The 12,510-nt window shown below is 69.2% G+C and carries 11 protein-coding genes; 2 read left to right on the top strand and 9 right to left on the bottom strand.

The window, feature by feature from the left end:
• Positions 1-134 precede the first annotated feature (134 nt).
• Positions 135-1,214 carry a nucleotide disphospho-sugar-binding domain-containing protein gene (locus ABFX45_RS44995; RefSeq protein ID WP_109641968.1) on the bottom strand — a complete coding sequence of 360 codons (1,080 nt, stop codon included), beginning with the start codon at positions 1,212-1,214 and terminating at the stop codon, positions 135-137.
• A 53-nt stretch (positions 1,215-1,267) separates the two neighbouring features.
• Between ABFX45_RS44995 and ABFX45_RS45000 the strand changes: the two genes are divergently transcribed.
• On the top strand, positions 1,268-1,885 hold the full coding sequence (locus ABFX45_RS45000) for a hypothetical protein (protein WP_346137237.1): 618 nt from the start codon (positions 1,268-1,270) through the stop codon (positions 1,883-1,885).
• Here the strand turns inward: ABFX45_RS45000 and ABFX45_RS45005 are convergent.
• The 5 genes from ABFX45_RS45005 to ABFX45_RS45025 all read right to left on the bottom strand — a co-directional run bounded on the left by ABFX45_RS45005 (position 1,882) and on the right by ABFX45_RS45025 (position 7,809).
• Complete coding sequence (locus tag ABFX45_RS45005) at positions 1,882-2,403, bottom strand: TetR/AcrR family transcriptional regulator (protein WP_109641973.1); 522 nt, start codon at positions 2,401-2,403, stop codon at positions 1,882-1,884. The genes ABFX45_RS45000 and ABFX45_RS45005 overlap by 4 nt on opposite strands.
• A gap of 60 nt (positions 2,404-2,463) precedes the next feature.
• A complete protein-coding gene (locus ABFX45_RS45010; protein ID WP_346137238.1) occupies positions 2,464-3,390 on the bottom strand; it encodes a hypothetical protein in 927 nt (308 codons plus the stop codon).
• 143 nt (positions 3,391-3,533) lie between these two features.
• On the bottom strand, positions 3,534-6,281 hold the full coding sequence (locus ABFX45_RS45015; RefSeq protein WP_346137239.1) for an ATP-binding protein: 2,748 nt from the start codon (positions 6,279-6,281) through the stop codon (positions 3,534-3,536).
• Positions 6,282-6,367: 86 nt separating this feature from the next.
• Positions 6,368-7,306 carry an LCP family protein gene (locus ABFX45_RS45020; RefSeq protein ID WP_346137240.1) on the bottom strand — a complete coding sequence of 313 codons (939 nt, stop codon included), beginning with the start codon at positions 7,304-7,306 and terminating at the stop codon, positions 6,368-6,370.
• Positions 7,303-7,809: a SigE family RNA polymerase sigma factor gene (locus ABFX45_RS45025; RefSeq protein ID WP_346137241.1), complete on the bottom strand. Its 507-nt coding sequence runs from the start codon at positions 7,807-7,809 to the stop codon at positions 7,303-7,305. Before ABFX45_RS45025 ends, ABFX45_RS45020 begins: the two co-directional genes overlap by 4 nt.
• 162 nt (positions 7,810-7,971) lie before the next feature.
• Between ABFX45_RS45025 and ABFX45_RS45030 the strand changes: the two genes are divergently transcribed.
• Entirely contained in the window at positions 7,972-9,582 is a 1,611-nt protein-coding gene (locus tag ABFX45_RS45030; protein ID WP_346137242.1) for a phosphoinositide-specific phospholipase C-related protein, read from the top strand.
• On the opposite strand, the gene ABFX45_RS45035 is transcribed toward ABFX45_RS45030, so the two are convergent.
• Genes ABFX45_RS45035 through ABFX45_RS45045 form a run of 3 tightly spaced genes read right to left on the bottom strand, consistent with a single transcriptional unit; the run spans position 9,579 to position 11,959 of the window.
• Positions 9,579-10,382, bottom strand: coding sequence for an SAM-dependent methyltransferase (locus ABFX45_RS45035; protein ID WP_112227164.1), 804 nt, complete (start codon positions 10,380-10,382; stop codon positions 9,579-9,581). The genes ABFX45_RS45030 and ABFX45_RS45035 overlap by 4 nt on opposite strands.
• 58 nt (positions 10,383-10,440) lie before the next feature.
• Positions 10,441-11,481: a tetratricopeptide repeat protein gene (locus ABFX45_RS45040; protein ID WP_346137243.1), complete on the bottom strand. Its 1,041-nt coding sequence runs from the start codon at positions 11,479-11,481 to the stop codon at positions 10,441-10,443.
• Positions 11,471-11,959, bottom strand: coding sequence for an RNA polymerase sigma factor (locus ABFX45_RS45045; protein ID WP_170155349.1), 489 nt, complete (start codon positions 11,957-11,959; stop codon positions 11,471-11,473). The genes ABFX45_RS45040 and ABFX45_RS45045 overlap by 11 nt, the downstream gene beginning before the upstream one ends.
• Positions 11,960-12,510: the final 551 nt, after the last annotated feature.

Below are 12,510 nucleotides of genomic sequence, written 5' to 3' on the forward strand. Positions count from 1 at the left end.
CGCGACATCCGGGCTGTTCACCAGCGCCCGCAGCTCGGCCTGTTCATCGACAGTCAGCTCCACCCCGACAGCCAACACCATCACCAGTCACGCGGATGTAAAGCAAACAGAATCACAGGACACTAGGTGGTCGTTTATTTCAGCGGGGTGACTTCTTCCCATTGCCGGGCGATGTCAGAGGGAGCGGGCATCGCCGCGATCTCGTCGGACACCTCGGCGGCCGCCCGTTGCAGCCTGGCGTCCTCGATCAGCCGTGTCAGCAGCTCCGGCGTGACGGCCTTCGGCCCGGCCGCGAGCCCGGCCCCGCGCTTCGTGACGAGGTTCGCGTGCACGGTCCGGTCACCGGGTCCCGGCTCGACCAGCTGCGGCACACCCGCCGCGAGAGCACCTAGCAGCGTGCCGGCCCCACCGTGGTGCACGATGCCGTCGCAGAACGGCAGCACGCGGGGAAGCGGCACCCACCCGACCGTCTTGACGTTGTCCGGCAAGCCTTCCGCACGTTCCGGCCGCACGAGCACGAACTCGGCGTCGACCTGCTCGGCCGCCCTGGCGACGGCAGCCATCATCCTGCCCGCGCCGGGACCGGGCGCGGTGCTGCGGCTGACCAGGATGCGCGGCTTCCCGGCGGGTTCGGTGAGCCATGCCGGGACCTCACCGTCACCGCTGTAGGCGACGAACCGCAGCGGCTCGCCTCCGGAGAACTCCGCGACACTCCGCGGTGACGTGCGCAGAACCGTTGCGGGAGAACGCACCTCGGCCTTCATCCGCGCGCCCACCGCGCTGGTCAGCTCGAGGCCGTCGAACAGCGACACGTCGTGCACGATCGAGGGCACGCCGAGCGCGGATCCTGCGGCGGCCAGCGGCTCGTGCACCACGACGTCCGGCTTCCACCGCCGGGCGAGCGCCTGCAACGGCTCGGTCATGGCGTCCCCGACCGTGCCGAACATCCGCGAGACGAAGTCCAGCCTGCCGCTGCCCCGCATCTCCCGCTTGGCCACCAACGGATGCGTGAGCATGATGCGCAACGCGATCGGTCCGAAGCGGACGTTCGCTGGGACGACGTCCTCGACGTGCAGGCCGGAGTCGCGGACCCGGAGCGCCTCGCCGCCGGTCGCGACCACGACATCGTGCCCGGCGTCGCGCAGGGCGAGCGCGAGCGGCATCAACGGAAAGACGTGACCGAGCAACGGTGCGGCAACCACGAGAACACGCATACACCCAGGTTAACCGCATGCGCGTGGGTGCTCCGGCTGTCAGACTCCCCGCCATGCCGCGCCGCTGGAACGAGATCGACTGGGATGAGGACCGCCCTGGCCAGAAGAAGCTCGTCGCCTCGCAGAAGACCCTCGCCTGGGAGCGGGTACCCCTGAGCGACCCGGCGCTGGACCGGTACCTCGAGCAGGTCGCCGCAACTCACGTCCACGGCGGATACCTGATCAGCCGCTGGCGTGCGGTCGAGTACTCGGACACGACGGCCTGGTTCATGTCCAGGAACCGGCTGGACGAGTACGACCTTCTCCGCGTCTTCTTCAGCAGCAAGGTGGTCAGGAAGGGCCTCGCCGAGCTGCAGGTTCCACGCAAGCTCAAGCGAGGCCTCTTCGAGGAGCAGTGGGCGGGTTCGCTGTGCCTGGACGGATCCCTGGCCGGTGTGATCGTCGACGGCGGCGCGTACGAGGCGTACAAGGGTCCGGCCCGCGAGGCGAAGGCGCTGGCCGCGGCCGCCGTCGAGGCGCTGACCCAGAACCGGTTCGCGGACTTCCGGGTGGACGTCAGCGAGGTGGCGTGGACTCCGTGGTTCCACGACATCGCCTGGGACCACACCTTCGTCCTCACGGACTTCGCGAACGCCGAGCTCACGGTCCTCTGCATCACCGACACCGACTAGGGCTCGACCAGCCGCCGCACCGCCTCCTCCACGCTTCGCCGCCGCACCACGTGATCCGAACTGTCCGCCGGAGCGTTCGACCACATCGAGGCGATGGCCAGCACCATCACCAACATCTGCTCGGCGGAGAACCGCGTCGACACCAGTCCCGCTGACTGCGCCTCCCGGATCGCCTCGATCTCACCGGTTCGGTTGACCCGTCCCGGCCGCTCCAGGCGGTGCCAGGTCGCGAGCCGGGCGAACTCGGGGTGCTCGTGCTGCCGGTCGTACAACCGGGCCGCGTAGCCCGGCAGGTCGGAGGCGTCGAACTCCACGAAGGCCGCGTCCACCACCTCGGCCTGCACGGCGTCGAACAGCTCTTCCTTGCCGCCGTAGTAGGTGTAGGCGAGACCCGCGGAACATCCGGCGATGCGGGCGATGCGTTCCATTCGCGCGCCGGCGATCCCGTAGGCCGCGAACTCCACGAACGCGGCGTCGAGCAACCGGCGGCGGGTCTGCTCCCGATCGCGGTTGGCCATGGTGATCAGGCTATGGCGAAGGGCCGCACCCTTGAAGAGTGCGGCCCCTTGACGGAGGTTCTACTTGGCCATGTCGAACCAGTTGAAGCCCTCGACCATCTGACGGGTGGTGTCGCTCAGGTAGCGCGGGCCGGTGAGCTCCCAGCGGTCCACCCACGTGTAGGTGCCCGGCTCCAGCGACTCGTCCTCGGTGGTGTTCTCGTCGTCCACGGAGGGCGAGTACTGCAGGAAGTGGCGCTTGGTCAGGGTGACGTCGAGCGCCTCGTACGCGGACTGGGTGTTCAGGTAGTCGCCCTGGTTGTGGTCGCCGGCGCGACCGGGGTCGGCGAGCTTCAGCTTGATGGTGTTGCCGCCGAACGAACCGGTGGCGGACACGACCGTGACGATGTGGCCACCGGTGCGCTGCAACGTGTCGTTCAGCGGGCCGTTCTTGTAGCGGCCGTACACGAGCTGCAGCGGGCCCTCGTTCAGCTTGCGGGCGACGTCGCCGGCGAAGTCCGGGTTGTCGATCGTGCTGACGCGGCCCCGGGAGGTCTGCCAGCCGGCGTCACGCGCGGGCTGGGTGGCCTTGTCCCACGCGGTGCGCAGGTTGGTCAGGCTGGTGCCGCCGTCGTAGCTGGCGTCCGTGCCGATCCGCGAGATCGAGCCGGTGACCATGTTGTAGTCGACCTGCTTCATCGGGTCGAGGTATCCGACCTTCACCGGTCCCCAGCCGATCGGCGCGCCCTTCACGTGCGCCCAGTAGTGCAGGACGTTGTACAACGACGCCGGCCCGCAGTAGGCGTTGCCGTTGCTCTCCAGGCCGGTGCGGAACTGGTCCACGTCGCTCACGCCGCACTTGCGGACGTTGAAGTCCGGTCCGACGAGGTCGGAGGCGGTCACGCACGGCGCCGGGGTGCCGATGACGGTGTCGGCGGTGGCCATCGGAGCGAAGGCGGTGGCGATGGTGGCGGTCGCGGCGGCGGCGATCAGAGCGTTGCGGATCATCTCGGTGTCCCCTTCGAGATCTTGTGCTTCCCTGTGGTGACACAAGATTCGCCGAGGTGAACCCCCAAAGGCATGAGGGGAGATCCCTCAACCTCCTGGCGCGGAACATGGGTGTATCAGGGGCACCCCCACGTCGCTCCGCATCAGGCGAGGACGCGGGCGAGATCCCTGCGACCTGCGATTCCGAGCTTCGTGTAGATCCGGCCGAGGTGGTTCTCGACGGTCTTCGGCGTCACGAACAGCTCCTGCGCGATCTCCCTGTTCGCCCGGCCCGTCGCGGCCAGGTCGGCCACCCGTCGTTCGGACGCCGTGAGCGACTCCGCCCCCACCACGACCTGCCTGCGCGGCCGGTCGCCGAGCGCCTCCAACGCCTCGACGGCCCGCGTCCGCAGCACGGCGGAGCCGCACGCCGAAGCGAGGTCGATCGCCCGGTGCAGCTGTTCCCGCGCGTCCGACCGCCGTCGTGCCACCCGCAGCGCCTCGCCCAGGTCCACCAGCGACCGGGCGAGCTCCAGCCGTGACGGCGAACCTTCGAGCACCGACACGGACTCGGTCAGCAGCTTCAGCCGCGAGTCGCCGCAGGTGTGCGCGAGCAGCCGCAGAGCCGCGCCGACCTCGGTCGCCGCACCCCACTTCCGCGCGATGCCCAGCTGTTCGGAGGCCAGTTCGGCAGCGGGCTCGCCGAGCTGCAGCAACGCCCGCACGGCCACCCCGCGCCACGGGATCGTGGGCGGGTCCACCTGCACGGCCGCCATCGCGTCCCGCTGCCGGTGCGCCTCGTCCAGGGCACGGGCCGCGTCCCCGCGAGCCAGCGCGATCAGGCCCCGCACCTCGTGCAGCCAGATCGTCGGCATCATCGGGGGAGCGTCGGCGAGGTCGAACGCGTCGATCACGGTCTGAGCCGCGTCGACGTCACCGCGTTCCAGCGCCGCGTAGGCAGCGAAGTGCGTCGAGGTGGCCCTGAGCCCGACCACCTGGGACACCGGGTCTTCCTGGGCGATGGCCGCCAGTGCGCCCTCCGCCTCGGCCTCGACCGCCTGCATGTTGCCGCAGCGCCAGTTCAGGAACTGCGACGCGTTGGTGACCATCGCGAACTCGACCGGTGAGCCGTGCGCGCGGACTTTCAGCCGTGCCCGCTCGATCTCGCGCCGTGCGACGTCCACGCCGTCCGCGGCCATCAGCGCGAGCAACGCCACCAGCCACGCCACCATCGCGTCGGTGCTGCCGGTCGCGTCGTCGAAGTACGCGCCGTTGGCCAGCGCGCGCGTCGCGGTCGCCGCCACCTCGTCGTGCGGCCACACCTCGTAGCGGCCCATCTGCGCGAGGAGACCGAGCAGCGTGCGTTCGTCCGGCGTGCTGCCCGCGAGGTCGGAATAGCCGCTGAGGTGTGCCGACGCGACCTGCCGCTGATCCGGCAGGAACGAGCGGAACACCGCGAGCCGCGCCTCCAGGTGCAGGCGGGACTCACCGTCCGGCCGTGCCGCGATGGCCTCGGTCAGCTCTTCGATCGCGGCGGCGGGTCCCTCGATCGCGGCCGTGGCGGACGCCGCCGCGGCCACGAGCTCGGCGTCGGGCAGACCGGCTGCCGCGGCCTTCAGATGGCGGTGCGCGGTCACGGCGTCGCCGGTCCGCAGCAGCGCCCGGCCCAGCTCGGCCCTCAGCGCGGCGTCGTTCGGACGCTCGTCCACGGCCCGTGCCAGGTGCGCGGCGGCGGTCTGCGGGTCGCCGGCCGACAGCAACGTGGACGCGGCCCTGCGCAGCACGTCGGCGGCGTCCGGCAAAGTCCCTTTGGGAGCGTGGACGAGGTGCGCCGCCACCCGGTCGGCCGGTGCGTGGCTCTCCCACAACGCCTTCGCAGCGCGCGCGTGCAGCGAGGCGCGCGCGATCGGCCCGAGACCGGTCAGCACCGCCTCACGCACGACGGGATGCACGAACTCCAGGTACTCCCCGGTGACGATCACGTTCGCCGTCACCAGCGCCTCGACCGCGGCGGGCAGATCGGCGACGCCGGCCAGTGCCGCCGACTGCCACGGATCGGCGTGCGACCCGAGGACGGCGATCGCGTTCGCGAGCGCCACGGCGTCCGCGGGCAACCGGCCGAGCGTCGCTCGGAAGACGGTGCTGGGGCCGAGCCCGCCGATCTTCGAGGCCGTGTCCGCGTCGTCGAGCGGCAGCCCGATGGCCGCCAGCTCGTCGACCAGCACCCCGGACAGGAACGGGTTCCCGCCGCTGGCCTGGTGCAGCGCCTTGATCACCTCGGGGTGGCCGCCCACCAGCGTGCCGAGGGCCTCCGTGGTGAGCGGGCGGGGGAGCAGCCGGTCCGCCGACACGCTGAGCGCGGCGAGCGGCCCGAAGTTGTCCGCCGGCGGGCGGGTCGCGACGACCAGCGCGATCGGCAGATCGGCGATCCGGCGCGACAGGTAGACGAGGAACTGCAGCGACGACAGGTCCGCCCAGTGCGCGTCGTCCACCGTGATCAGCAGCGGGCGGGTGGAGGAGAGATCCACCGCGACCCACCACAGCGAGTGCAGCGTGCGAGCGAGCTCGGCCTCGCTCGGGTCGTGCGCGGCGTCGTCGAGTGCCTTGAGCGCTGCCCCGGACGGCCCTGCCAGGATCTTCTCGCGGATCTCGCCGGAGTACCGCGAGACCGACCGCTCGACCATCTGCCGGACGACGCCCCACGCCATGGCGCTCTCCAGGGCGTCGCCGACAGCTTGGAGTCTCCCGAAGCCGCGCTGCTTGGCCAGCTCGCGGCACTCGTGCACGAGCCTGGTCTTGCCGATGCCCGCACGGCCCTCGATGACGACGACACGACCCTCACCACGGGTGGCTGCGTCGAGAGCTTCACGAATGTGCGCGATCTCGTCGTCTCGTTCAAGTGGTTCGCGCACGAATTGATCGTAGCGGCCATCTGGCGGGCTACATGCTGGTCATCGACACCGCATCCGGGCGACTTGATGCTCCATTGGTGTGAACGTCAGCTGACGCATCCGGGCTGGGACGGTTCCCCGCCGGCGAACTGCTTCTCGACGAACTGCTTCGCCTGAGCCGGATCGACCACGAAGCCGGTGCCGGTCGAGGTGCTGACGGAGTCACCGACCGGCAGGGTCGCCGCCCGGATCTTGACCGGTCCCTGGAACCGCTGCGCGAACTCCAGCACGTCCCAGCCCTGGTCCACGCGGATCGTCCTGCCGATCTCGCGGGCGAGCGGGAGCGCGTTCTCCTTGGTGATCTTCGCGGCCAGCGCGGTGAGGAACGCCTGGTGCCGCTTGATCCGGTCCAGGTCGCCCATCGGCAAACCGTGCCGCTGACGCAGGAAGGCGAGCGCCTGGTCGCCCTTGACCGTCGACTTGCCCGCCGGCAGATCGGCGCCGCTGAACTTGTCCTTCGCCGCCGCGGTCAGGCAGATCTCGACACCGCCGACGGCATCGGCGATCTTGCCGAACTCGGACATCCTGACCGCGGCGTAGTGGTCGACCTTCGTCCCGGTCATCCTCTCGACGGCGTCCGTGAGGCTCTTCGGGTCGTCCAGGAACAGGCCGTTGATCTTCTTGCCACCTGCCCCGCCCGTCCAGGCGTCGCGCGGCAACGACACGACGTTGACCGACCCGTCGGTCTCGAAGCGCGCGTACACCATCGTGTCGGTGTGCTCGTGGTCGTCGAGGCCCAGGAGCAGCACGTTCTGCGCGGTGACGGTCGCTGGTGGGTTCGTCGCCGGCGCTGCGTCGGTCTTCTTGACCGCTGTCGGGATGATGAGGGCCGCGGCTGCAGCCGTCGCGGTCAGCGTCGCCACTCCGACGATCAGGCCGAACGGCTTGCGGCGCTTCTTGCGCTTGTGCAGTTCGGCCAGCACGGTCCGGTAGTCCACGCGCTCCTCGGCTTCCGCGGCGATGGCCGAGCGGATCAGGTCGTTCATGAGTGCACCCCCAAGGTGGCGGACCGGGCGAGTTCGTGGGAACGCAACGTCTGCAGTGCGCGAGAGAGCTGGCTGCGCACGGTCGATTCCGCGCAGCCGAGCACCTGTGCGATCTCCGCGTCTGAACAGTCCTCGTAGAACCGCAGCACCAACGCCGCACGTTGCTTACGAGGCAACACGGCGATCCGTGCGCGCATGGCCTCCCGCTCAGCGTGCGCGTCGGCTGGATCAGCCGTCGACGGCGCGTGCCGAGCGAGCTCACTGCGTTCCACCGCGATTTCTCGCGCCGCCCTGCGGTGCCGCCACGACAGGTAGTCGTTGGTCACCATGCGCTTCAGGTAGAGATAAGGAGCGTCCATCGCTCCGATGCGATCCCACTTGCTCTGCGCGCGCATGAGCACGTTCTGCACGATGTCCTGCGCCAGGTGTTTGTCGCAGGCGATCGCGGTGGCGTACCTCAACAGCCGGTCGAGCCGCTCAGCGACGAACTGGTCGAACCCCACGCCGCCCCCTTCGTGTCCATGGTCTGTTACGGCTCGGGAAACCCCCTTGCTGCCGTGATCCGCTGCATCGGGTTCTGTGGTCCGGCTCACAGATGTCTCGGTTTGGACGGATTTCGGTGTGAAGTCTTTTCACGTTCACGCCGATCGGTGAGCCTTCACCCCATGCGCATCATCCCTGCACTCGCGCTGTTGTCGCTGCTGCTCGTCCCCGTCGACGCTGCTGCGGCACCCAACGGCTCGTACTACCTGCAAAGCGCCGTGACCGGTCAGAACGCCGCCGTGTCCGGCTCGTCCGTGGTCCAGCACCGCCCCAAGGGCAACGAGGACCGCCAGCAGTTCACCTGGAACGGCAGCACGCTCTCCGAAGGCGGCCAGTGCCTCGGCCGCGCCGGTGACGCTGCCCAGATGGTCAGCTGTTCCAGTGCCGACGCCCAGTGGGTCGCGGTGCTGGACGACCAGGACAGATACCGCTTCAAGGACCCTGCCTCGTCCCGCTACCTGATCGCGTCCGGCACCGACCAGGTTCGCGTCGGCACCGGCAACGACACGTGGTTCCTCACCCCGGTCAACCCCGTCCGCGTCCAGCCGCCGGGCGACCCGCGCCTGGACGAGATGACGTTCCTGACCGCCCACAACGCCTACGCGAACGGCGTCGACGGCGGCTTCACGTTCGGCAACATCGCCCCGAACCAGTCCCGCGGCATCGTGCAGCAGCTGAACGACGGCGTCCGCGGCTTCATGCTCGACATCCACCAGACCTCCGACGGCGCGATCCTCTGCCACAACAGCTGCACCCTCGTCAGCAAGCCGGTCGCGCTCAACGTCGACATCCAGCGCATCGTCGACTTCCTGAAGTCCCGCCCGTCCGAGATCGTGACGGTCTTCCTGGAGGACTACGTCTCAGCCGATGTGCTGCGCTCCGAACTCGCCCGCGTCAACGGCCTGGGCGACGTGCTGTTCCGCGCCGAGGGCGTTCGCGAGCACGGCTGGCCGACGTTGTCGCAGATGAGGGCCAGTGGCAAGCGTTTGCTCATCTTCACCGACCACAGCCCGGACGGCCGCGAGAACTCCGGCGTCCTCTACCAGCGCGACTGGACTGTCGAGAACTACTGGTCGATGGGCTCTGGCACCGGCACCTCCGACTGGTCCTGCTACTCGCGCTGGAGCAAGCCGCTCACGGCAGAGGAACCCGGCTTCCGCCCGCTCTTCGTGATGAACCACTTCCGCGACGTCCCGATTCAGGGCACCGTCGCGACCGACAACTCGAAGGCAGCCGACCGCGCCCGCCGCTTCTGCGAACCCGCGGCCCGCAAGACCCCGAACTACCTGGCCGTCGACTTCTACCACCTGAACACACCGGTGCTCCCGGCCGAACGCCATCCGTCCGGCGCCGGCTCCGTCGAACTGTCCGCGACCCCGGCGCTCTGCCTCGACAACAACGCCGGTGGTACCGCCAACGGCAACCCGGTGCAGATCTGGACGTGTAACAACTCCTACGCGCAGAAGTGGCGCGTCGTCGCGGACGGCACCATCGCGATCTCCGGCAAGTGCGTCGACGTCAACAACAGCGGCACCACCAACGGCACGATCGTCCAGCTGTGGGAGTGCAACGGCACGGGCGCGCAACAGTGGCGCGTGCGGTCCGACGGCTCGGTGCAGAACCCGCAGTCGGGGCTGTGCCTGGACAACCCCGGTGCGTCGACGACTCCCGGCACCCGCCTGAACATCTGGACCTGCAACGGTTCCGCGGCTCAGGCCTGGAAGTTCCGCTAGGGCTTGCGAGCGAGGCCCACGTAGACGTCCTCCGGGCCACCTTCTCCGGCCGGGCCGAGTTCCGGGTGCCACTTCGGCGCCGGGACGACGCCCGGCTGGAGGATCTCCATGCCCGCGAACATCGGCTCGAACTCCGCCAGGGACCGGAAGTACATCGGGTCGCGGCTGTGCTTCATGGCCTCGACGACGGCGCCCATCTCCTGCGGCTTGAAGTCCGCGGTCAGGTGCGAGAGCGCGACCAGGCTGCCGGACGGCATGGCGTCGCGGTAGCGGGCGACGATCTCGGCGGGGCCCTTCTCGTCCGAGACGAAGTGCAGCACGGCGACCATGAGCAGGCCGACCGGCCTGGAGAAGTCGATCAGGTCCTGCACGACCGGGTCGGAGAGGACGTCCTGGGGCCGGCACATGTCGGCCTGGACGACGCCCGCGTTGTCGTTGCCCTCCAGGATGAGCTGGCTGTGGGAGACCGCGACCTCGTCGTAGTCGACGTAGACCACGCGCGCGTCGGGGTTCTCCTGCTGCACGATCTCGTGGACGTTGCCGACCGTCGGGATGCCCGAGCCGAGGTCGAGGAACTGGTCGATGCCCTGCTCCATCATCAGCAGGACGGCGCGGCGCATGAACGAGCGGTTCGAGGACGCGATGGCGCGGCCGTCGCGCAGGACCTGCAGCACCTTCTCGCCGACCATGCGGTCCGATGCGAAGTTGTGGCCACCTCCCAGCAGGAAGTCGTAGACGCGTGCCGCGCTGGGCACGTCCGTGTTGATCCCAGCGGGCACCCACGAGAAAGGCTCGGCCATGCCGTAAAACCTACCTGTTTGCGCGCACGCGTGTACCGGCCCGGATCGGGTGAAAGGGTCAGCTTCGGCGTGCGAACCGGTGCGCGATGTGCTCCACCAGCACGGATGCGCCGGCATCCCGGGCTTCCTGGTCCAGCCAGCGCAGGTGGTCGTCGACGCGCGCCGACCGCAGGTTGACGGCGGTTGCCACGGCTGCCGCACCGAACTCCCCGGCGGTGACCGGGTCGCCGAGCGCCAGGTGGTTGCGGGCCAACGCGGTCAGCGTGAGCACCCGAGCGCGCACCCGATCCTCGCCGTGGGCGTGCGCCGTGAGCGACGCGATCGCCCGCTGAGGATCGCTCAGTTCTCTGCGGTCGGCCCACGAGTTGTGCGCGGCCACGAACCCGAGCTGGAAGGCCTTCAACGCGTCCTCAGGTGCGTTGTGGTGCAGGAACATCCGGCCCGCGCGGGTGAGCACCGAGGCGATCAGCGACTCGTTCTCGGCCTGCCTGGCCAGGGTGAGCGCCCGCGAGAAGTGCGGTAGTGCGGCGCCAGGCATCCCGCTGTCGAACGCCGTCCAGCCCGCCAGTTCGTGCACTTCGGCAACCGCTGTCCACATCTCCTCGCCGCCGACGACGATGAACGGCTCCACAGCGTGGAGGTGCTCCAACACCAAGGGATAGCAGGCAATCCCGCCGTATCGCCGGTCCAGCGCGCGCAACGCCTGTGTGCGTTCCTGCACCTCAGACGGCTCCACACGGCCCACAGGTGCCGCGGCCGGTACCCAGTCGAAGGTCGGCGCACCGACCAGGACGCGCGCAGCGTGCTCCAGGAACCGTTGCCGGGCCTCGGAGTTCTCCCGGATCAGTTCCTCTGCCTCCTCGAACCCGTCGGCCACGGCGAGCCGGCACCACCGCGCGGCCTCGGCGTTCTCGCCGAGCGCGAACAGCACCCGCGCCAGCCGCAGCGCCGCGTCACCGAGGCGCTGGTCGGCGGCGACCCGGAAGCGCACGGCGGCCTCGCGCAGGTCCCCCGCCCGTTCCGCGGCCTCGCCCAGGCGGTAGAGGCGTTCGACGGCCTCGTCGTGCTCGTGCTGGGCCAGCAGCTCCTCAATCCTCATCAGACCCTCCGAGAATCCGCCGCAGTTCGGCCCGGCCGCGGGTGAGATGCGTCCGCACGGTCGACTCGCCGACCACGAGCACCGAGGCGATCTCGCTGACCGGGTAGCCGAGCAGGTGGTGCAACGCCACGACCTCGCGGTGCCTGGGGGACAGCCGGCGCAGGGCGGAGTGCAGCGCCTCGGCCTCGTGCACCTGTTCCAGGACGTCGGCAGCGGGTACCGCGACCAGCGGGGTCTCGTGCTGGTGCCGCTGCTGCCACCGTCGCATCAAGCGGATCGCGACCTTCAGCACCCACGCCTCGGGCTTGTCGTACGCGTGGATGTCGTCCCAACGGTGCTGCGCGATCAGCAACGCGTCTTGCGCGATGTCCTCGACCACGCGCGTGTCGCCGTTCAGGGCCGTCAGCGTCCTGGTCACCACGGGCAGGCACGTGCGGAAGAACTCGGCGAAGCCCTGATCCGGCTCCGGTGTGCTCAACGGTCTTCCCTTCAGCGTCCGCTCGGGTCGTTCACCGCCCATAGGCGACCTTCACCGGTGACAGGCGCTGAAGCCAGGAAAGGCTGAGTCGAACGCGCGTGTTCACCCGTTTAGCCTCATCGGCCGTTTGGTCAAGCCGTGACATCCAGACACATGAATGACCCGGTAGAGCGAACATCCTCTGTGGACAGTCGCGCAGGGTGACACCTCGCTCGGAACCGGATTCCGATCGTGGATCAAATCTCACCCGATAAGGGAAAACTGTCTACGGAACGCAGTGAAAACTGGAAATCAAGCGGCCATCCTCGCGAGGCAAATTCATCAGGAAGTGTGACAAGTGGTCGCGTTTACCTGACTGATGGCGGGTGGAACTGCGGAAACGGTGGCATTTTCCAGGTTCCCGCAGTGTGCCCCGTCTCTTGCTGCCTAGTACTCCAGCCGGACTTCGTGATCTTGGCTGTTGAGGGCCCGGGAAGACGAGCGCGGCCACCACACGATCATGAGTAGTTGTGTGGACAACTCAAGATCAGGTGGTGGCCGCGGCTGTCATC

It is taken from the genome of Lentzea roselyniae, from assembly GCF_039537795.1.
Taxonomy (GTDB): Bacteria; Actinomycetota; Actinomycetes; order Mycobacteriales; family Pseudonocardiaceae; genus Lentzea; species Lentzea atacamensis.